This is a genomic window from Mesorhizobium sp. WSM4819, assembly GCF_055811215.1.
This window is the reverse complement of record NZ_JBVVQO010000051.1, coordinates 1-21,586: the sequence shown is the minus strand read 5'-3', so window position 1 is coordinate 21,586 and position 21,586 is coordinate 1. Positions and strand designations below refer to the sequence as shown.

Genomic DNA, 21,586 nt, shown 5'->3' with positions numbered 1-21,586 from the left:
CACCGAGCCAATATCCTGATCAAGATGGGAAGCATGCCCCAAAATCATCACGCAGCCGGTGCTCCGGCGGACCGATCGACTGACATACCTCAGGTCGGCTTGGCCATCATCACCGGGTCGGCAAACTGGGGGCTTGCCTTCCCGGAAGACGTCGGATTCGAGGGCGTGCGCACGCTGCGGCGTGACATGAGTTTTGAGACGCCTTTCGGTCGTACCGACAACTGGAAGTTGCTCGAGTTCGATGCCTCGATTTCAGCCGAAGGCAGAGCAAAGCGGGCGTTGTGCATGTATTCGCACGGCAATCCCCGCGACCATATCGACCATTCCTGCCATCGCCGCGCGTTCTGGGTGTTGATGAAAGCGGGTGTGCGGCAAGTCCTCGCCTGCTCGACCGTTGGCGCCGTCAACAAGGCGATCCAGCCCGGCGACATGGTGGTGCCCGCCGATATCATCGAACTGACGCAGACCCCGTTTTCACTGCTTCCGGATCGCCAGAGTTTTGACTGTTCGGGCAAGCAGATCGTATGTCCAACATGTGCGGCGGTTCTGGCCGAGACGGCCCGCCGGCATTGGCCGGCCGAATGCCGCGTTCATGGCATCGAACAGCAGCTGGTGGCTGCCCATTGCTATGGTCCGCGGCTGACAACCCCGGCCGAAGCCTTGGCCTATCGCGGCATGGGGGCGGATGTGCTCAACCATTCCATCGCCCCTGAGGCCACCTTGGCGCGCGAGATCGGCGCCTGCTTCGTGCCCTGTGCGTTCGTCACGGCGGGTTTCAACGACTATATGGATCGCAACCGCCAGAAATTGCTGCAGGAGGACGTGCTGCCCAATCTCTCCATGACAGCCTCGCTTGTCGCGCTGGAGACCGCCGCGCGACTTCCGGCCAATCCGCAATGCTCTTGCCAGGGTTTGAAGTCGCCTCAACCGGAAGAGCGTTCCAGCCGGTTCTGAGGTTTGAGGAGGGCGGTGCGAGTTCTGGCGGGATTTTTTAGCCAGGCAGGCTGAAAATGCCGTCGATCGCAGGGTCGCCGTCGGTGCTCGCCAGGCCGCGCGCCACCAGGTCCTCGAGATGGGCAAGCACCGACAGCCCGGCGGCGCCGTGCAGGCGCGGATCGGTATCCCGATAGATCGCCGCGACCATCTCCTCGATCGTCCGGTCGCCGCTTCTGATCCGCTCCAGGATCGCTTGCTCGCGCATCCTGCGATGCGCCTTCAACGCGCGCATGAAGCTGCGCGGCGCTGTCACCGGCCCGCCATGGCCGGGCAGCAGCAGGCGGTCGTCGCGCTCGATCAGCCGATCCAGCGAGGCCATGTAGTCGGCCATGGCGCCGTCCGGCGGCGCAACGATGGAGGTCGCCCAGGCCATGACATGATCGGCCGAGAACAGGATACCGCTTCCTTCCAACGCAAAGGCTGCGTGGTTGGCGGTATGGCCCGGCGTCAGCACCGTTCTGATCGCCCAGCCGTCGCCGTCGACCACCATATCGTTGGCAAGCGCGGTATCCGGATTGAAGGCGGTGTCGGCGCTGGCGTCGAGCGGATTGATTTCGCCTGTGCGCAGCGGCCTCGCCGGCCGATGCGGACCCTCGGCCAGGACAATTGCACCGGTGTGCTGCTTCAGCCGCGCTGCCAGCGGAGAATGGTCGCGATGCGTGTGGCTGACGAAACTATGGCTGACCGGCCTGTCTGCGATCACCTCGAGCAATGTCCTAAGATGCGCCTCGTCATCCGGCCCCGGATCGATGACCGCCAGCGTCTTGCGCCCGACGATGTAGCTGTTGGTGCCGTGAAATGTGAACGGGCCGGGATTTTCCGCGGTGATCCGAACCACGTCGGGCGCAACCTTGACGCCCTGGCCGTAGGCCGGGTCGAAGTCGGTGTCGAATTTCAGCGCCATGGCAGTTCAGCCCTGTTCCAGAGGCGGCAAAACCGATGTCAGCAAAACCGATTGCCGCATAGCACGGAAGCCAATATAGGGAAACGCAAGGCCGCGATCTGCGGCAATCCGCAATGAGGAAGACCATGGCAATTGCAACGACGCCGCTTGTTTCTCTCGCTCTGCCTGAAAAGGGCGCGGCCCGCCTGGCGACCCAGCTTTTGCTGGCGATCGTTGGAACGCTGCTGCTGACCTTGTCGGCCAAGACCAGGGTTTTGCTCGGACCGGTCGACATCTCGATGCAGACCCTGGCCGTGTTCCTGATATCAGCTGCATTCGGCATGCGCCTCGGCGTCGCCACGCTGCTTCTCTACATGGCGGAGGGCGCCATCGGCTTGCCGGTGTTCCAGGGCACGCCGGAAAAGGGCATCGGCATTGCCTACATGCTCGGCTCGACCGGCGGCTATCTCTTCGGCTTCGTGGTCATGGCGGCGATCGTCGGCTGGGCCGCCGATCGCGGCTGGGATCGCCATCCGGTCAAGCTCTTCAACGCGATTCTGGTTGCCGAAATCGTCATGATGGCGATGGGCTTTGCCTGGCTGGCGCTGCTCATCGGCCCGGAAAAGTCATGGCAGTTCGGCGTCGTGCCGTTCATCGTCGGCGACCTGATCAAGGTCGGCCTGGCGGCGAGCCTTGTGCCAGCCGTCTGGTCGCTGCTCAGGCGCCCCTGAGCTCTGGTCGGCGCAATCGCTGGCTGTAATCCTGGCATGATCCTGTTTCAGCGACGGCCCGTCGGAATCGTCAACGCAGGGCGGCTCCAGTTGGCCGGCATCTGCTCCGCAACGATTTGCTAACGATACCGTCACACTATGGTCAAGACTAACGACTAAGGACCACGACAGCCGGCGATTCGTCGCGAGCCGGTGTAACCAGGCGGCTACGCGCAATCGTTCGATACCGCTGGTTGGGTGGCTGAAAAAATAATGCGGCTCGGTAGCTTGTTAGGCACAGCTAAAATTAATGGACAAATAGCAAAAATTCGACCAACCGCCTTGATCCCCGCGACATAGCTGCTCGACCGGTATCGTTGCGCCGTCGCAATCCTTGACATCGACCATGCCGAAGACCGCCGAGAGCGAGACGCGTGATTAGCCCAAAAAAAACAACAGACAAGGCGACTCCATCGTTGCAACGGCCCGCGGTCGGCGCCGCAGCGCGCTGGTATGCCGCCAGCGTTTTTCCGGGAAAGGAAGACGTCGCCGAACGGCATCTCCGGCTGCAGGGGTTTCACCCGTTTGTGCCTCGCCGCGAGAAAACCATACGTCATGCCCGGCGCGTCGAGACGCGACCGGCAGCCTATTTTCCAGGTTACATGTTCATCGCCCTCGATGTCGCGCTGCAGCGGTGGCGCTCGATCAACGGAACGTTCGGCGTGCGCTCCCTCATCATGCAGGGCGAGCGGCCATTGCCGGTCCCCTCGGGGCTGGTGGAGCGGTTCATTGCCCTGACCGGCAAGGACGGCTTGCTTGATTTCAGCGGAGGCCTTACTGCAGGCGCTTCGGTTCGGATTCTTTCAGGCCCTTTCGCGGAGATGATCGGTCGCCTTGACCGGCTCGACCCGGCTGGAAGGGCCCGGGTTCTGGTTGCCATCATGAATGGCGAGGTCCCTGTCGACCTGGATTCAAGGGAACTCGTCGCCATCGCGTAGCCGCCACCATCAAGGCGGCGCGGTGATGTAAATTGTTGTGGTATCCGCTCTCGGGATTCACCCTGGAGTGCGGTAGCCGTCGGTTGATAAGACTTGGCGCTCTGCGACATCGTCTCATCCGCGCTGATTGGGAGTACGCGGCATGCGAATAACAATGATTGGCGCCGGCTATGTTGGGCTTGTCTCGGGCGCCTGTTTCGCCGACTTTGGCCATCAGGTCTGCTGCATTGATCGCGATCCAGAAAAGCTTGCCATGCTCAAGGGCGGCAAGATACCAATCTATGAGCCAGGGCTCGAGGAACTCGTCACCACCAACGCTTTGCAGGGTCGCTTGCGTTTCGACGACAATCTGGCGGACGCGGTTTCTCAATCGGATGTCGTCTTCATCGCCGTGGGCACGCCGTCGCGACGCGGCGACGGTTTTGCCGATCTATCCTTTGTTCATGACGCGGCGGCCGAAGTAGGCCGGGCGCTGAAGGGATTTACGGTCGTTGTGACGAAATCGACGGTGCCTGTCGGTACTGGTGACGAGGTCGAGCGAATTATCCGCGAGCAGAATCCAACGGCCGATTTTGCGGTGGTTTCTAATCCGGAATTTCTTCGCGAGGGATCGGCGATCGAGGATTTCAAGCGGCCTGATCGCATCATCGTCGGGACCGACGCCACAGCGGCCAAGGCAGTGATGGCCGAGATCTACCGTCCGCTCTCGCTGAACGCCGCGCCGATTTTCTATACGAGCCGACGTACGGCGGAGCTTGCCAAATATGCAGGGAATGCATTTCTGGCGATGAAGATCACCTTCATCAACGAAATTGCCGATCTCTGCGAGCGGTTGGGAGCCGATGTGCAGGACGTGGCGCGGGGCATCGGCATGGACAATCGCATCGGCGCAAAGTTTCTTCACGCCGGGCCGGGCTACGGCGGCTCCTGTTTCCCGAAGGATACGCTGGCGCTGGTCAAGACCGCGCAGGACGCGGCAAGTCCGATCCGGCTTATTGAAACGACGGTCTCGATAAACGACCAGCGTAAACGGGCGATGGCGCGCAAAGTCGTCGATGCCTGCGGCGGCTCGGTTCGCGGCAAGACCATTGGCGTCCTCGGCCTTACCTTCAAGCCAAACACGGACGATATGCGCGACGCCCCCTCATTAGCCATCATTCAGGCGTTGAAGGATGCCGGCGCTTCGATCAAGGCGTATGATCCGGTCGGCATGGAGCAGGCGCGCAAGTTGATCGAGGGCATTGAATTCGGGGACAGCGCCTACGCGGTAGCCGACGGCTCGCATGCGATAGTGATCGTCACCGAGTGGAATGCCTTTCGGTCATTGGATCTCAAGCGGCTCCGTGCACTCATGGCGACGCCAGTGATGGTTGACCTTCGAAACGTTTACCGAGGTGAGGATGTCGTGAAGGAAGGCATAGCCTATTCGAGCGTTGGCCGAGAGCGGCATCTTGGTAAGTGAGCGCCAGGTTTTCGCGGGACCCGGTTCGCGAGTGGCAATTTGAGCACCACCACCATCCAACTGCCTAATCGCAGGCATCTCCTGCTTCGGACGCGGTTTCAGCTGCTTGGCGGATTGACATTCGCCATTCTGCTGCCGGCTCTCATCAGGATGTCGGTCGATCCCCGCGTAATCTGGTCATCGAACATGCAGGCCACGATTTTTGCGGCATTCGTCGCTCATACATCGGGCTACATGCTTTACAAGCGGATCGGCAACTTCCCCGGCGTCGCAGCGGCTGGCTACATCTTCCCCACATTCGCGCTGACGTACGGCCTTGTGTTCGTGACCATCTTCTTTTTCAGGTTCGATTATAGTCGATTTCAAGCGGCAGCCAGCTTCATTCAATCGACCTTGTGGTATTTTGGCTTGAGCCTGGCCACGCGGCGGATGGAATCATACCGGCTGGCTATAATTCCGGGAGGCGATGTCGACAGGCTGGAGAGCATCCCGGATGTGAGTTGGCACAGAGTCAATTCGCCCAACACAATTGTCGAGTATGCCAGCGGCGTGGTTGCTGATCTGCGGGCCGATCTTTCCGATGAGTGGGAGCGATACATCGCCGACCGCGCGCTATCGGGAACGCCAGTCTATCATGTCAAACAAATAAGAGAATCGCTCACAGGCCGTGTTGAAATCGAGCATTTGTCTGAGAATACGTTGGGGTCGTTGAATCCGAACCAGGCCTACCTAAAAATAAAACAGGCAATTGACTGGATGTCTGCGTTGTTTGTGCTTGTTGTGTTCTCGCCATTGCTAGTGTTTGTGGTGATTGCCATAAAGATCGATTCACCCGGACCTGCGCTATTTAGACAGAAGCGAATGGGCTACCGAGGAAATCCGTACGAGGTCTATAAGTTCAGAACGATGAAGCTCGGCAGCGCTTCCAATGACGAGAAGGAAGAGGCTATTACGAAAATTGGCGACGCGCGCATCACTCGTGTCGGGCGGTTTTTGAGGACGTCCAGGATCGACGAGTTGCCGCAGGCTATCAATATATTGCGCGGCGAAATGAGCTGGATCGGGCCACGCCCTGAAGCACTCGTACTCTCCAACTGGTATGAGGCGGAGCTGCCGTTCTATCGATACCGGCATATCGTCCGGCCCGGCATCACTGGATGGGCGCAAGTCAATCAAGGTCATGTCGCGGCGGTAAGCGACGTTCTAGAGAAGCTTCACTACGACTTCTACTACATCAAAAACTTCTCCCCGTGGCTCGACATGCTGATCGTATTTCGTACCATCCGAACCATGCTGACGGGATTTGGCGCGCGTTGATATAGCGGCAACTCGCTAATCGACACAGCCAAGCCACTCACGAGCCTCACATCTCAAGTTTTTAAAGAATGGGTATTGTAATGTCTAAAGCCACGCTGATCAGCGTTGAGAAATATCGTTGTATCGACCTCGGAGAAGCACAATGACCAGAAAAACCGCCCTCATTACCGGCATCACCGGCCAGGATGGCGCCTATCTGGCGGAACTTCTCTTGGCAAAGGGCTATGACGTCCATGGCATCAAACGGCGTTCCTCGTCTTTCAATACCGGTCGCATCGACAATCTCTACCAGGATCCGCATGAGAAGGACGTAAGGCTGTCGCTGCACTATGGAGACATGACCGACGCCACCAACCTCATCCGTATCGTCCAGGAAGTGCAGCCAGACGAGATCTACAATCTCGCCGCACAATCGCATGTCCAGGTGAGCTTCGAGACCGCGGAATATACCGCGAATGCCGACGCGATCGGCACATTGCGTCTCCTCGAAGCAGTCCGGCTGCTTGGCCTGACAAAAAAGTCGCGTTTTTATCAGGCATCGACTTCCGAGCTCTACGGCAAGGTGCAGGAAATCCCGCAGCGGGAGACGACGCCTTTCTATCCGCGGTCGCCATATGCGGCGGCAAAGATTTATGCCTACTGGATCACCGTGAACTACCGCGAAGCTTACGATATTCATGCGTCCAACGGCATCCTGTTTAATCACGAAAGCCCGATGCGCGGAGAGACCTTCGTCACCCGCAAGATCACGCGCGCGGCTGCTGCAATCAGCCTCGGTCTTCAGGACAAGCTCTACCTCGGCAATCTGTCGGCTGAACGGGATTGGGGCCATGCCCGCGATTACGTCGAAGGCATGTGGCGAATTCTTCAGCATGACGTGCCCGACGACTACGTGCTTGCAACCGGGGTGAAGAACTCGGTCCGCCGTTTTGTCGAGCTTGCATTCAGCGAGGTGGGGACCGAGATCCAATGGGTTGGTTCCGGCGTCGACGAAAAAGGCATCGACGCGAAATCGGGCGCCGTTCTGATCGAGGTCGATCCGCGCTATTTCAGGCCGACCGAGGTAGAGCTTCTGATCGGCGACCCCTCGAAAGCGGAGGGCGTTCTCGGGTGGAAGGCAACAACCTCGCTCAATGCGATGGTCCAGGAAATGGTTCGGTCCGACCTCGAAACGGTAAGACGGGAATCCGAGCACCGGCGCCTGGATGAGGATCGCATTCGCGTTGCGGCACAGTAAGCGACGTTGGGCTGGGTCGACATGAAAATCTCGGTCTTGACCGTCTGTTGGAACTCCGCGGCGACAATCAGGCATACCATCGATAGTTTCCTGGCCCAGGATCATGGCGACAAGGAACTGGTGGTCATCGACGGCAATTCGTCGGACGAGACGTTGTCTATTGTCCGATCTTACCCTCCGGACCAGATCCGGCTGATCAGCGAGCCTGACAGCGGAATGTATGATGCACTCAACAAGGGGCTGCGTCTTTACACCGGAGACGCGGTAGGCGTGCTGAATTCAGACGATTGCTTTCACGACCGCACAGTGCTGGGACGAATATCCGCAGGGCTCGAGACAGCCGATATCGTGCATGGAGACCTGGATTTTGTCGAAGACCATCTGAGCAAACGGGTCGTACGCCGTTGGCGTGCCGCCGCCCGACCCGCCAAGGGCTTTCGGACCGGATGGATGCCCGCCCATCCAACGTTTTACGTCAAGCGAAAGGTTGCGGACGCGGTCGGTGCATTCGATCTCAGCCTCAAAGTGGCATCGGATTATGATTGGATGCTGAGAGCTGTTGAACTCCACGGATTCCAGACCGTTGCCACTAATAATATCTTGGTGGATATGATGGTGGGCGGAGCCAGCACGCGTAGTCTTGCCTCCCACCTCAAGCACAATATCGAAGCATTGCGGTCTCGACGCCAGTGGCTGCGGTCCGGTCCAGTTGACTATGCACTTGTTGCAAAGCCGGCACGGAAAATCAGGCAGTTCGTATTCACTCGGCGAGGCTAGACAAAGATGATCGGGCTGTACACGCAATATGGGTGTGGTCTGTCGTGCTCTCGCGGATTCGATGCAATTCAAGCATGAGTTCCAATCTGAAGCTGCTTACGAATACGCTGACACTCGGTTTGGGTGCCGCTTCGGCGCAACTCCTTGGCCTTATAGCTGTACCTATCCTGGCCCGTGTTTTCAACGCACAGGATTTTGGCCTGTTCGCTATGTTCTTTCTTGGCAGCCAATTGCTGGGCACATGCTTCGCGGCGCGTTATGAACAGGCGATCATGGTCGCCGAGGAAAGACATGTTCGTGCGCTTACAGCACTGTGTGTCACCCTGGCAATTGTTGCGGCCTTGGCAAGCGCACTCGTACTGATCTTGTTCGCGCGAGATTTGGACCTCATCTTCAATACGTCGCTGGGCCTGGCATGGCCAATGACATGCATTGCGGCGTTTTTCGTCTCCCTTACAGTTACATTTTCCATGTTGGCCTCGCGCAGGCAGAATTACAGAGACATCTCGGTCAGCCGCTTTTGCAAGGCAATGATCGCAATTCTGTTGCAAGCCGCGTTAGGCTTGACCATCTTGCCTGGAGCATGGGGCTTGATGATTGGAGAGACTATCGCGTCAGGTGTGGCCGCAGCGATACTTTTGTTCTCACGTCGACCGCTTTATACGGCTGATCTCCGTCTAAACTTCTTTAATAGCAGGCAGAGACGATCTCTTTTGTTGGTTGCTGATCGGTATCATTTATTTCCGAAATTTGGCCTGCCACATTTTTTGATCAATAGCCTTACTGGGTTCGCGTTGATTGCTATCATCGGAGCGAGTTTCTCGTTAGTCGAGGCCGGACAGTATTTCATGATGCAGCGTATTGTCATGTTGCCGGCTGGAATCGTCAGCGTGGCAATCTCACAAATATTGTACCTTGAGGCTCATCAGCAATTCCAAAAGTTCGGCAGGTTCGATGGCCCTGTAGTTCGGGCTATAGTAGTTCAGATGACAATAGGGGCAATATTGCTCTTAACGTTGCTGTTTTACGGTGCCACCCTCTTTTCTCTAGTACTCGGACCGCAATGGTTGCCATCAGGCCACTTGGCAGAGATATTTGCGCCATACGTCGCTGTTCACCTGGTTTTATCTTCTCTTGCGCCGGTTCCTGTCGTTGCAGGCCAACAGAGATTAGCGTTGGTTCTTTCCATAGTTCAGAATGTTCTTTTTGTCGGTGGGTTTTTTGTGCCGACTTGGCTCGGGATGCCTTTAAACAGCGCCGTGATAACATCGATATATGTTTCAATACCTTATATGATCGGTCTTATAGTTTTGTTTTTTTTAATGTCGCGAACCCCTGGATTATTTTCCGTCGTCGTCAGGAATCCTTTTCGCAACGCCGAAGGGCTAGATCCGTGAGGAAACATCTTGTTCTGTTCACGGGTAGCTACCCGTATTATCACATTGAGCCTTTTATTGGTTTGGAGTTGCCTTTTCTCAGCCAAGCATTCGAGCGCATTTCGATCATTCCAATGATTGGCAGCGGGGCTAAGCGGAAGGTGCCGGACAACGTCACCGTTGAACTACCATTTTGGGGTTCCCAGTGGTCGCGCTACAGATTCTACCTGTTGCAACTCGTGAAATTTCGAACATGGTCGTTCTTCTGCTCGGAGCTTGCATCTCTGACCAGCCGCCAGAGGCGATTTCATATCGCGCTGGCTTACCGCGTCCTTTTGTATTCTATGTATCGCGCGGCGCTCGAGCGGTCCCCTGCGGTGGCCGCGGCTCTTGCCGCACCATTGGACGTGACTGCCTACAGCTATTGGGGGCACACTCCCTCCCTGGCAATCCCCCTGCTGGCACGGGCAGGTATTCCTTGCGCAGTCCGGTATCACGGGTCGGATCTTTACGAAAACGCAGCAGAAAGTGGGCCGTATCTACATCGGAATGCTCGATGTTTTCCCTGGCGGGAGAAGATCGCGTCCGCCGCAACGAATCTGTTTATATCCGAGCATGGTTTGGCATATTTCAGGGCGAAATGGCCAGGCGTGCTCATCTCCAATGTTACCCTCAACCGTCTCGGCGTACCGGACAGGGGGCAGACCGCACAGCGCATGGCTGGAGATACGTCTTTGACGATAGTAAGCTGCTCTAACGTCATACCGCTGAAGAGGGTGCATCTGATCGCTGCACTGGTTGTCGTTCTGGCTGAACATCTAAATGTCACCTGGCACCACTTCGGCGGCGGCGATTTTACAGAGGTTAATTCCGCCCTGCGCAATAAAAACCGCAATCTTGACGTCAAACTGTGGGGGCAGACCGATAATTCGGAGGTGATGAGTTTCTACCGGAAGAACCATGTCGACGTATTTATCAACCTTAGTACGTCCGAGGGGATTCCGGTGTCGATCATGGAAGCTATTTCGTTCGGCATACCGGTCGTAGCAACCGCGGTCGGCGGCACCTCAGAGGCCGTAATAAGCGGCGAGACAGGACTGCTGATCTCTGCCGACGATGCGCTGGATCCAGAGTCCCTGGCCCGGCGCGTGACTCAGGCGCTTTCGCCAGGCGGCGATTTGGCGCGCGCCTCGCCACGTGAGATTTGGCGGACCCGCTTTGATGTAGCGACGAATGCCGGCGAACTGATTGACATGCTCCATTCGATGCAGCCGCGATCTTGCTAGGCGTGTCGAAATTACATCCGACGCTGAGCGGCTACCGTAGGGATGCCGGCTTCGAGTCAATAGATATACTCGATTGGCTCCTCCTCTTCCCACTCTTCACGGTGATTGCCACTTCGATTGAGATTAGCGGCGATCCAAGTGCGGCTGGTGTTGCATTCTTCATCCGCTCGCTGGCTGCGCTGACGTTCCTTTGCGTGATGGTTGTTCGGTTTGGGATTTCTACGTCTTCCGGCAACATCGCAGTAATCTGTGGAATTTTTCTCTACTTCTTTCTCATCAATATCGTCGATTTTTCACGATTTGCAATGATGTCGTTCGTCTTTATGGCGTGGGGCATGTTGTTCGGCATGGTTACGCAAGCGGCTTGGCGAGAGCGACTGGAGTTCCTTCTACGAGCCTATCTTGTTTTCAATGTTGTTGGCCTGGTGCTGGCCCTCTCCATTTTTCTTTTGTCTGGACAAATTGTCGATTTACACGGAATCGTGTTTCCATTCAGCGCCTCTCGCGCGGGTACAATGATGAGTCAGGTTCGCCTTTCTGGATTTCAGATAGAGCCTGGAACTTACTCGAATGTAGTCTATATACTCGTCTTGCTGAGATGCCTTTTGAGGCGGCAGGTCGTTAACCTATTAGATTTTTTTGCAATGCTCAGCACGCTAACGACCTTGGCTGCATGGGCGGTAGTGGGCGCTTCGGTCTATATAGTCTGCTTCGCAATCGAGCTTACAATACTAAATCGTAATGTTCCGAAAATTCTCCGTGTCGCGGTGGTCTTATTTTCGGTGTCTCTGCTATCGATTTCAATACCTTTAGTTCTACCCCAATTTTCCGGATCTAGGTATGTAGAATACTTCAGTAATCGCCTCAGTGTCGATGAGGGGGGAGGATCAGGTTATTATAAAGAACAGGCGTTTGATGCGTGGCAGGATTCTGTCGGCGACGGGATGCTTTTTGGTTCTCCACTTAAAGCAACTTTTTGTGACTACTGCGTATCTATACAAGATCTCGGTGTTGTATTCAATATGTTCTTCTATTTCGGAATAATTCCATGTATTTATCTGTTTGCATTATTGTTTTTTAAATTGTACCGACGATGGGGATGGAATTTCATTATTTGTTTCCTGCCGTTTCTTGTAACAAAATTGTTCTACTATGACCCGATGGTGTGGCTAACATTCGGAATTATAATGTTTAAACCTCGTCGAGATCGATACGCGCAAAAATTAGATATGGATACCAGTTCCGGGCCGAACACGCGGGCTCTTACAAAAGTTGAACTTCATCGGGGGACGATGGCCGAAGTTATCAGGAGAGGCGGAGTAGTTTCGCGGCTTGTGGCCTGCGAGTGAAGCAATCCAGAATACTTGATTTTAGGCTGCGGCAACTTAATGGTTGGGACCATCGCATCGTCGTCGATGAGCATCTATATATGCATCGAGCCAAATCAGCACATCAAAGTTTGACATCGATGCCGCACACATGAAAGCTGGTGGCTTATGAGCAAAGTTTCCAAGATTGGTTTGGTCGTCGCTGCGCTTTCTATATGGCTGACGGCGCTATATGCACCGCAGGCTCGATCGGCTCCGCAGTGCCCGGCCGCGCCCGGCTGGGACCAGGTTCAGGCATTTGGACTTGAAGGTGGACTGAGGGCATACTGGAACGTTGCCGATGGAAGTGGGGGTATCCATGCGGCGGCGGCGCTATGCCACGGCTTTCTGCCTGTGAAGATCCAGAACACCTTCGCTGATTATCCCGGGAAGCAACGGGAGAATATCGTCACATTTCTGGGAGAACTGAATGCGAACCCCTGGCGGAAGCCCGACTTCTTCGAGCGGATCATCAGGCGGAACATCGATATTAACCCTCCCCCTCCCGGTGGAATTTACGTTCACGACATAGAATTTGTATTTCAACGATCGGCCCTGAAGGCCTGGATGATCAACGCTGTCGGCGGGCAACGTTTTCCATCATTTGCCGAGTTCGAGGACTTGTATTTTAAGGAATGGGCGACTTGGTACGCATTGCCGGTCAAGTGGATCCGCGAGCGTTACAAAGACGCAGTCATTGGCATCTTTGGGCCGCAGGCATTTTTCAAAGACACGGCCAAGATTAAAGATTACACTCTCCAGGAGTTCGCCAAGAGGCATAGTTTCGATCTAAAGATGTGGAAGAGCATAGACCCTTACGTGGACTTTATTGTCACCGAAGCATATATCCCGGACGAGAAACCGGATTCAATGTTTTACATAGCGACGCACATTGAGCAAAATTATTATCGATCGGAGCAAATGAGCGGGAAGCCGATTTTTGCATACCTGTGGCTGCGCCACTATCAGGCAGATTTGAAGAAAGCGACCACTTTCGTGGATCCGTTTTTTGTTGAAGCAATGGCATTGGTGCCATATTTTAGCGGCGCTCGCGCCGTCGTGCTTTGGGGGCACGAGTCCGACGTCAAGAAGGGCGATCCGCTGCCATACACGCAGTTGCCACTGTTCACCCATACTCTGTCTCGATTGTCGGCCGTGTCAGGCCTGATGGGCCGGGGGCGCCTTGTTGCGGGAGAACCCGCTAATGTGCTTTGGAGAGAGAGACGGCCGTTGGTGCGTGTGTTCGACGTAGCGAAAGAGGGCTGCGTGGCGCTGGTTATCAACCCTTGGCAGGCGGATAGCGACGTCTCGTCGACAGAGGTCGACTGCCAAGGGCGCACTTATCCTCTGAGGATCAATGGTCGCCACGCCACGCTGGCAAAAATTAGCGGCGACGCAGTCACTTTGTACTGACGCGCGTCGCGTTTAAATGGATTCAAGTGTCACGGCGTCAGCTTTTGTTTTGCGTATCGAAAACCGTTCGTTCCTGTCGAAGCGCGGCGCGGGCCGGTCGAATAGGCAAGAGTCTCTGGTAAGAGAAAAGAGTGCGTTGATCCTCAAAATGCTCGTTGGACTGGAACTGGAGCGCCGCCGCATTCTCAGGATTGCCCAGTGTCTGCTTAGTTCGTTAATCATGGTGGGAACGTGTACACGGTCCGTGGCTCAGGCGAGGCGTTGGATCGACACCGGTTGAAACGGCGCTTCCCTCTAGAAAATTCTGCCGACCTCAAGCTTCAGTGAGCTGGCAATGGCCCTGAACGAACAACAGGAAATAGAGACATGCTGAGATTTGCGCTGGTTGGATGTGGACGAATATCGGTTCGCCACTCGCAATTGCTGGGGGAAAACGCGATCTCCGGAGCCAAACTGGCTGCAGTTTGCGACATCGACATCAACAAGGCGAAAGCGACGGCTGCAAAATACGGCGTGCCGGCCTACGCAGACATGAACGAGATGATGGAGCGTGAATCGCCGGACGTCGCTGTCATCTTGACCGAGAGCGGCAATCACGCTCGCGACGCCATCGCGCTCGCACGCTACGGCAAGCACCTGATCGTTGAAAAACCGATGGCGCTGACGCTTGCCGATGCAGATGCGATGATCCGTGCATGTGATGTCGCCGGCATCAAACTTTTCATCGTGAAGCAGAACCGGTTCAACGTGCCGGTCGTGAAATTGCGCGAAGCTCTGGTCGCCGGTCGCTTCGGCAAGCTTGTCATGGGAACTGTGCGGGTTCGCTGGTGCCGCCCCCAATCGTACTATGATCAGGATTCCTGGCGGGGCACCTGGGCGCTCGATGGTGGCGTGCTTACCAACCAGGCCAGTCATCACGTGGATTTGCTCGAATGGATGATGGGCGACGTCGAGAGTGTCTTTGCAATGACGCGTACCGCACTGGTGAATATCGAGGCCGAGGACACTGCGGTCGTTGCCTTGCGGTTCGCCAGCGGTGCGCTCGGAATAGTCGAAGCTACCACAGCGGCACGCCCTAAGGATCTTGAAGGTTCGATCTCCATCCTCGGCGAGAAGGGCTCGGTGGAGATCGGCGGTTTTGCCGTAAACCAAATGAAAGCGTGGAATTTTGTGGAGCCCAGGCCTGACGACGCCGAGGTTTTGACCAAATATTCGGTAAATCCTCCCAATGTCTATGGCTTCGGTCACCAAGCCTATTACGAGCATGTCGTCGAAAGCATCAATAGCGGAAGGCAACATTTGGCAGATGGCCTCCAGGGCCGCAAAAGCCTGGAGCTCATTTCCGCCATTTATGAATCCGTCGAGACTGGCCAGGAGGTGCCACTCCGCTTTCGTCCTCAGCGCTGCCGCCTTGGACGGCCTTCAGAGATCGCGGCGTGACCGGCGCCCATATCACCGAACCGTCTGATATGCGATCGGTCGGCATCGTCAACGTTGCCTTCGGCGAACACGTCACTGTCGTGCAGCCGGTAAACCTCTATGGCTGCACGATCGGCGACGGTGTCTTCGTCGGTCCGTTCGTGGAAATTCAGGCAAACGTTTCAGTCGGAGCCAGAACAAGAATTCAATCCCATGCCTTTGTTTGTGAACTTGTGACAATCGGGGAGGATTGTTTCGTCGGGCACGGGGTGGTCTTCGTGAACGACCTGTTCTCCGTTGGCGGACCTGCGCGCGGCCGCCGGGATTTGTGGAACAAAACGGTCATCGGCAACAGCGTTTCGATCGGTTCAAACGCCACTATCCTGCCGGTCTCCATTTGCAGTGATGTGGTGATTGGTGCCGGTGCCGTGGTCACACGAAACATAGACAAGCCAGGAATCTATGCTGGAAATCCGGCTCGGTTTCTCAGATCGGTACAATAGAATTAGCAGATTGCCGAAAACCACGAGGGGAAGATGTCAAGCGGAAATGTCAAATCAAAAGTATCGTACAGCTCGTACACTTATGATTCACCCAACAAACTAAAGCGCACCATCCATCGCAATCGTTATGAAAATATACTAAAAGGTATAAATATTAACGAGAAAACAAGAGTGTTGGACTACGGCTCTGGCGACGGACGTTTGTTTAGAATCTTGATAGACCAGCGCGGGGCAAATCCTGCAAATCTCGTCGCCTTTGACCCGGTCCCTGAGATGCAAGAACAATTCAAAATACTTGTACCTGAGGCTCGGATATTTGGCGACAGCCAAAAGATACCAACGCCGCCTCGTGATGGTGGTTTCGATTATGTCTTTTGCTGTGAGGTGTTTGAGCACCTTACTCCGGCACAAACTCAGGTAGCTATTGCGGAATTCCAGAGACTCGGTAGCGCAAAAACCGTTTTTCTTATTGAAGTTCCAATAGAAATCGGACCTTTCGGGATGATAAAAAATATTTACCGCAGATTCTATTCCAAAGTAGATATACCCTTCATTGTTATATTGATGTCCTTGCTCGCGATAGAGCAGCAGAGGAAGCCGCGCATCACTGCTTCTGGCGTGGAGACATATGAGCATCCTGGGTATTCATTTAAACAAACAAGGAAGAATCTATTTAATTTTATGGACATGGTTTCTGAATTTAACGACCCCTTTAGGCAAGCTCCGTTCCATGTAAACAACTCTCATGTATTCGTTGCGAAGCTGAAATCCTGAAAAACAGACGAAGGTTGCGGGAAATGTTGAGGACAGATGTACCTTTTGCCGATCTGCATGCACAATATCTTACCATCAAGCCGGAGATCGATGCGGCGATTGCCGATGTGATCTCCCAATCGGCATTCATTCGAGGACCATTCGTCGAAAAATTCGAGCGTGAGTTTGCCGAAGCGGTAGGTGTTTCGCATTGCGTATCCTGTGCGAACGGAACAGACGCTTTGTACATCGCCATGGTTGCTCTTGGTCTGAGACCGGGCGATGAGGTGATTGTGCCAGCGATGTCATGGATATCGACCAGCGAAACCGTGACCCAGACCGGCGCAAAAGTTGTCTTCTGTGATGTCGATCCGTTCACCTACACGATCGATGTCGCAAAATTGGCCGACAAGATCACCCACCGGACGGTCGGCATCATCCCGGTTCATCTTTATGGCCAGCCAGCCGATATGGATGGCGTGATGGCGGTGGCGGCCAGACACGGCCTGTGGGTGATTGAGGATTGTGCTCAGGCCCATCTCGCTACCTTCAAGGGCCGTCAGGTAGGCACCTTTGGCATCGCGGCGAGCTTCTCTTTCTATCCTGGAAAAAACCTTGGCGCCATGGGTGACGCCGGAGCGATCGTCACCTCCGACAAGTCCTTGGCCGACCGGATGGCAATGTTTGCCCGTCATGGTGGACTGGTTAAAGGCGACCACCAGATCGAAGGCATCAACAGCCGCCTCGATGGGTTGCAGGCCGTGGTATTGTCAGTGAAGCTAAAGCGGCTTGCCGCGTGGACCGATGCGCGCCGTGCGATAGCGGCGCAATATCAGCAGAATCTTGCCGATTTGCCGGGTCTCGATCTTCCTTACGTTGGCAACGACCGCGATCCGGTTTGGCATCTCTATGTCATAAGCCACGATCGGCGCGACGAACTGGCGGTTTTCCTCAAGTCGCGCGGCGTTCAAACGGTAATCAACTATCCGCGCGGCTTGCCGTTTCTGCCATGCTACGCCCATATGGGCAGCAAACCGGATGATTACCCTGTAGTCCATCGTATGCAGTCTCGCATCCTGTCTCTGCCGATTTTTCCGGAAATGACGGGAAGCCAGATAGAGGCTGTCGCCGATGCGCTGAAGGCCTTTGCTTAGCCGGCCTATCCGTTGATCTCAGCAATGATGTCATCGCGGGAGTATGCTTTTCTTCCGTGTTGCTGGCTGCGCACCCGTCAACTCTAGATCTAGCTCGCCAGAATGCCAGCCGCTTGGCGACAGCGTCGACGAGGCGCGCCTCCCTGCGATTCGAGATAGCCTAAACTGGCTGCCAAGAATTTTTTTGTCCACTGGCGTCATTCTCGATGCCTCAAAGAGTAAGCACATGCGGCTATTCCAGAATTCCGGCATATCGCCGAGCTATCATTCTCGGCTCGCTTCGCTCACCCAGCCGGAGGATCGGTTCGAAGCGCAGAAGCAGACCTTTTTGCACGACCGATACGGTGCCTCACATCTGCTGAAACCGGTGTTGGAGAATGCGCCGGAGGTGTTTTTCACGAACGGCGATGACGAGCGCCTGCAACGCGCCTGGGCGCATGAAAATGGCCTTCGCGACGATACGCCGCTAGCCGATATTCTGCTCGCCCAGATTGAGGCGAATCGTACAGAGGTGTTCTACAATCTTGATCCAATTCGCTTTGATAGCGTCTTCTTGAAGCGATTGCCCGGGCATGTGAAAAGAACAATTGCGTGGCGTGCCGCACCGGGCAAGGCAGACCTGTTCGGCTATGATCTCGTTGTATCGAATTTCCCGTCCATCCGTGCCGGCTACGAGAGCACGGGAATTCGTACCGCCGAGTTCTTCCCAGCTCACGACCCCGAACTGGATGCCTATGCTGGCAATGACGACCGTGACATAGATGTTTTGTTCTTCGGTGGGTTCAGCCGCCATCATCAACGCCGTCGAGAGATTCTCGATACCGTGGCACGGCTTGGCGGCCGTTATCGAGTTGTCTTTCATCTCGATAACTCGCGCTACACGAGACTTGCAGAAACGCCGCTTGGTTGGTTTGGGCCGCTAGCGGCAGTACGGCGGCCAACTTCGATACGGCGCGTAGCAAATCCACCAGTCTTTGGGCGAGAGATGTATGCACAACTCAGCCGTGCCAAAATCGTTATCAATGCCGCTATCGACATGGCGGGCGGGGATCGCGGCAACATGCGTTGCTTTGAGGCGATGGGGGCGGGAGCGTTACTTCTCACCGACCCTGGGAATTATCCGCCTGGAATGGTGGATGGTCGGACCATGAGTGTCTATGCAGATGCCAAAGTCGCTGTCGGGTTTATTAAGCAAAGCCTTAGCGACGGGTCCTGGCGAAACATTGCAGCGGCAAGCCATTCCATGATCCGAAGCGAATACAGCAAGGAGAAACAGATGGCAAAATTTCTTACTCTTGTTTGAGTGGAGGGGGCTGTTCTGCCGTCACATTGACGATTTCGATTCGGTAACGATTGACTAGTTCGCAGAAGCGCCTCGACAATCCTGCCGATCAGGTCACAAACCGGGACTTAACTTAACTTATAGGCTGAAAGATTCTGTTATGGGTAACCGTCGGCTGCGAGGTCATTGTGAGCCTTTCCGGACGAGAAATTGTTCATCCGGCCGCCCACGTGATCCTGGACGACGGTGTATTGGATGTCGAGGACACCGCCCTGTGGAACTTCTGGCGTCAGGACCGACGCCTGCTCGAACGCGATCGGCGGTTCCCGGTCGAGCGCCGATGCTTCAGGCAAGAGCGGCAAGGGCGGGACGCGCATCGACGATGGCGACGCGACGGGTTCCATGCTCGGAAATATCAACTGCCAGCTGTGTGCCCGATCGGTTCCAGCGCGGGTGCAGATCGGATCGCAGATGTCCGTTCCTCCATCTTACGCCGTGATCGAATGTCGCGATCTCCACCTTCGTGTCCCTTTGGGGATGATAGAGATAGAGGTGAAGGCGGTTGCTTTTGTCCGGGTAGGTGTCGCCAACAATCAGCGGCAAGTCCGGATGCCGCGAAAAATGCCCGTTCTCTTCAATCAGGCCGCGCGCGATCACACGCTTTGAACCGGCATCCGCTATCGAGATCCGGGTCAGCCCTTCCTTCAGAAAGGCGTTGCGCATCCCGCCCTGCCAGCGTCGGACGAGTCTCACCAGCCGTCGCATCAATGGGTGTCGCAACAGCGGATGGCCCCGAGCAGCAGCCACCAGTCCGGAATTACGTGCCCAAACGAGGATTTCGCCGTCTTCGAACCAGCCTGGATGGCTGGCGAGTTCGCTCACGAGATATCGCAGATGATCGCCTGTTGAGCCGACAACGGGGAGTCGCTGGATCAGTCCGCCGGATGCGGCGGGAGTAGCATGGGAAAACATCACCGTGGCACCCGTGGGATCGACCCACGGGTGCGAGACGATATGCCATTGGTCGCTGGTTGTTCCGGAGACCTTGGCCAGCACATCGAGAGACACGACGAGGCGCACCGCACCGCTGGCGATGTCGATCGACCACAAGCCATCGTCGGCCGGATGCGGGTCGTCAACGGAAGGAGCTGTCGCGCCGGCATACCCATAACTTGGATGGTATAGCCCGACTCTGCCGTAGGAAGGTGCAAATCCCAGCCCGCCATCGGGCGTCACCGTGTGAACTCCCTTCGGAAGCACACGAATTGGATCACCGTTGGCGGTCACGATGCGGGCGATTTCCCGGCCGTCGACGACATCGTTGAACAGGACCGATCCGTCGGGCAGCCACTGCTGGCGTGCGCCTTGCTGGTAGTTCCAGGCGCGCGTTTCCGCGATCGCCGTCACCAGTCCTGACGCCGGATCCCAAATGCAGACTTCCGCGATATCGGTGCCATCCGGAAGCCGATCCAGACTCGTGGCCAGCCGCACCAGCAGCAGCTGATTGTCGACCTGATCCCAAGGGCACAGACCAGCGCGGTGTCGGGCCGCGCGAAGCCGATATCGTTGCGGTTCTCGAAATACTGTATGATTGCCCCGAGGCGCCTAAGTGCTTCACCGATCCATCGGCAGCGGCTCATGCTCTGGTGCCGATCGACAGGCGTAGGAACTGGGTAATTCAACGTGAACAAGATGCTGAGCTTTGGTGCAATGCTGTCGATTCTGTTGGCGACGGCCGCTGCTACGCGCTCCGAAAACGCCGCGTGGCAAGCCAAAGTCAACGAGTTCCGTCAATTCCAAGGACATGCCGACATCGTCATGTTTGGCGATTCTCTGACTGCGAGTGGCCATTGGCAGGAGATGTCTCCCAGGCTGTCGATTATCAACCGCGGCATATCTGGCGAGCGCGTCGATAGCGCGCTTCTCAGGCTCGACCAGATCACTGTCGCACGACCCCGGCTGGTTTTCATGATGCTCGGGGTCAACGATATTCGCAGGTCAATTAGCCCTGACGACGTGGCCGCATCCTACGGCAAGATCATCAATCGTCTGGCGGATGTGGACCGCATTTTTGTTCAGACCACATTGTTAACAAGCGACGTGGTCCACAACGCCGCAATAAAGCGTTTGAACAGCGCGCTCGCGGCGCGGTGCTCACAAGCTGCAAACTGCCGCTTTCTCGACCTGAACACAGCTCTTTCTCGAGATGGCCGCCTTCGTCCGGAGTTCACGACCGATGGCATCCACCTCAACGGCGACGGCGACCGGGCATGGGAACATCAGATCCGCCCGATAATAGCCTCGATTTCAACGCCACGATGACCAATCCCCCAACGGGCTTTGGGAAGTTCTGAAAAGTGGCGGCCTCAACGAGGCCGACGTCATTCGGAACGCATTACGCCTGCCGAACTAGCCGATGCGGCCCCTGGCACTCACCACGTCCAACCAAGGACTGGGAAAATAAGCGCAAAGGGGAGAAACAGCAGGACCATCATGAGAAAGAACGGCCAAAATCCAGGGCCAGAAAAGTACCCTTCGACCTTGTTGCGCAGCTCTCTCATGGCTCCTTCTCCTTCGTCGGCCGTGAACTATCCGCAAACCGTTGATCTGGCATGCTGATTAGGGCGGAGGTCGGCTTTGGAATTGCAGGATT

At 55.9% G+C, this 21,586-nt stretch carries 19 protein-coding genes and 1 pseudogene; 17 read left to right on the top strand and 3 right to left on the bottom strand.

All coding sequences use genetic code 11. The annotated features are described in order from the left end of the window. The first annotated feature begins 33 nt into the window (after nt 1-33). Nucleotides 34-954 carry a phosphorylase family protein gene (locus AC0L18_RS29775; RefSeq protein ID WP_473495356.1) on the top strand — a complete coding sequence of 307 codons (921 nt, stop codon included), beginning with the start codon at nt 34-36 and terminating at the stop codon, nt 952-954. 37 nt (nt 955-991) lie between these two features. On the opposite strand, the gene AC0L18_RS29770 is transcribed toward AC0L18_RS29775, so the two are convergent. Further along, entirely contained in the window at nt 992-1,900 is a 909-nt protein-coding gene (locus AC0L18_RS29770; protein WP_473495355.1) for an MBL fold metallo-hydrolase, read from the bottom strand. A gap of 125 nt (nt 1,901-2,025) precedes the next feature. Here AC0L18_RS29770 and AC0L18_RS29765 point away from each other — a divergent pair, with 125 nt between their 5' ends. The 15 genes and pseudogenes from AC0L18_RS29765 to AC0L18_RS29695 all read left to right on the top strand — a co-directional run bounded on the left by AC0L18_RS29765 (nt 2,026) and on the right by AC0L18_RS29695 (nt 18,954). Next, complete coding sequence (locus AC0L18_RS29765) at nt 2,026-2,610, top strand: biotin transporter BioY (RefSeq protein WP_473495354.1); 585 nt, start codon at nt 2,026-2,028, stop codon at nt 2,608-2,610. Nucleotides 2,611-3,065: 455 nt separating this feature from the next. Further along, complete coding sequence (gene nusG, locus AC0L18_RS29760) at nt 3,066-3,587, top strand: transcription termination/antitermination protein NusG (protein WP_473495353.1); 522 nt, start codon at nt 3,066-3,068, stop codon at nt 3,585-3,587. Between the two features lie 142 nt (nt 3,588-3,729). Beyond that, complete coding sequence (locus tag AC0L18_RS29755) at nt 3,730-5,049, top strand: UDP-glucose dehydrogenase family protein (RefSeq protein ID WP_473495352.1); 1,320 nt, start codon at nt 3,730-3,732, stop codon at nt 5,047-5,049. A gap of 39 nt (nt 5,050-5,088) precedes the next feature. Beyond that, nucleotides 5,089-6,366, top strand: coding sequence for a sugar transferase (locus AC0L18_RS29750; protein WP_473495351.1), 1,278 nt, complete (start codon nt 5,089-5,091; stop codon nt 6,364-6,366). Between the two features lie 142 nt (nt 6,367-6,508). Then, nucleotides 6,509-7,628, top strand: a pseudogene (gene gmd / locus AC0L18_RS29745) (GDP-mannose 4,6-dehydratase). Next, nucleotides 7,625-8,380, top strand: coding sequence for a glycosyltransferase family 2 protein (locus AC0L18_RS29740; RefSeq protein ID WP_473495350.1), 756 nt, complete (start codon nt 7,625-7,627; stop codon nt 8,378-8,380). The pseudogene gmd and the gene AC0L18_RS29740 overlap by 4 nt, the downstream one beginning before the upstream one ends. Before the next feature lie 74 nt (nt 8,381-8,454). Next, a complete protein-coding gene (locus AC0L18_RS29735) occupies nt 8,455-9,777 on the top strand; it encodes an oligosaccharide flippase family protein (RefSeq protein ID WP_473495349.1) in 1,323 nt (440 codons plus the stop codon). Then, the gene (locus AC0L18_RS29730) at nt 9,774-11,042 is read left to right on the top strand and encodes a glycosyltransferase (RefSeq protein WP_473495348.1); all 1,269 of its coding nucleotides are present in this window, start codon (nt 9,774-9,776) and stop codon (nt 11,040-11,042) included. The genes AC0L18_RS29735 and AC0L18_RS29730 overlap by 4 nt, the downstream gene beginning before the upstream one ends. Nucleotides 11,043-11,044: 2 nt before the next feature. Then, nucleotides 11,045-12,391, top strand: a complete 1,347-nt coding sequence (locus tag AC0L18_RS29725; protein ID WP_473495347.1) for a hypothetical protein — start codon at nt 11,045-11,047, stop codon at nt 12,389-12,391. A 147-nt stretch (nt 12,392-12,538) separates the two neighbouring features. Next, a complete protein-coding gene (locus AC0L18_RS29720; protein WP_473495346.1) occupies nt 12,539-13,822 on the top strand; it encodes a hypothetical protein in 1,284 nt (427 codons plus the stop codon). A gap of 366 nt (nt 13,823-14,188) precedes the next feature. After that, complete coding sequence (locus AC0L18_RS29715; protein ID WP_473495345.1) at nt 14,189-15,262, top strand: Gfo/Idh/MocA family protein; 1,074 nt, start codon at nt 14,189-14,191, stop codon at nt 15,260-15,262. A 29-nt stretch (nt 15,263-15,291) separates the two neighbouring features. Next, nucleotides 15,292-15,744, top strand: a complete 453-nt coding sequence (locus AC0L18_RS29710) for an acyltransferase (RefSeq protein ID WP_473495372.1) — start codon at nt 15,292-15,294, stop codon at nt 15,742-15,744. Between the two features lie 33 nt (nt 15,745-15,777). Further along, nucleotides 15,778-16,518: a class I SAM-dependent methyltransferase gene (locus AC0L18_RS29705; protein ID WP_473495344.1), complete on the top strand. Its 741-nt coding sequence runs from the start codon at nt 15,778-15,780 to the stop codon at nt 16,516-16,518. A gap of 23 nt (nt 16,519-16,541) precedes the next feature. After that, a complete protein-coding gene (locus tag AC0L18_RS29700) occupies nt 16,542-17,651 on the top strand; it encodes a DegT/DnrJ/EryC1/StrS family aminotransferase (protein ID WP_473495343.1) in 1,110 nt (369 codons plus the stop codon). Nucleotides 17,652-17,877: 226 nt separating this feature from the next. Beyond that, a complete protein-coding gene (locus AC0L18_RS29695) occupies nt 17,878-18,954 on the top strand; it encodes a glycosyltransferase family protein (protein WP_473495342.1) in 1,077 nt (358 codons plus the stop codon). 324 nt (nt 18,955-19,278) lie between these two features. Here the strand turns inward: AC0L18_RS29695 and AC0L18_RS29690 are convergent, their stop codons facing one another. Next, nucleotides 19,279-20,424 carry a hypothetical protein gene (locus tag AC0L18_RS29690; protein WP_473495341.1) on the bottom strand — a complete coding sequence of 382 codons (1,146 nt, stop codon included), beginning with the start codon at nt 20,422-20,424 and terminating at the stop codon, nt 19,279-19,281. A gap of 201 nt (nt 20,425-20,625) precedes the next feature. Between AC0L18_RS29690 and AC0L18_RS29685 the strand changes: the two genes are divergently transcribed. Beyond that, nucleotides 20,626-21,255, top strand: coding sequence for a GDSL-type esterase/lipase family protein (locus AC0L18_RS29685; protein ID WP_473495371.1), 630 nt, complete (start codon nt 20,626-20,628; stop codon nt 21,253-21,255). Nucleotides 21,256-21,365: 110 nt separating this feature from the next. On the opposite strand, the gene AC0L18_RS29680 is transcribed toward AC0L18_RS29685, so the two are convergent. Further along, on the bottom strand, nt 21,366-21,494 hold the full coding sequence (locus tag AC0L18_RS29680; protein WP_473495340.1) for a hypothetical protein: 129 nt from the start codon (nt 21,492-21,494) through the stop codon (nt 21,366-21,368). Between the last annotated feature and the right edge of the window lie 92 nt (nt 21,495-21,586).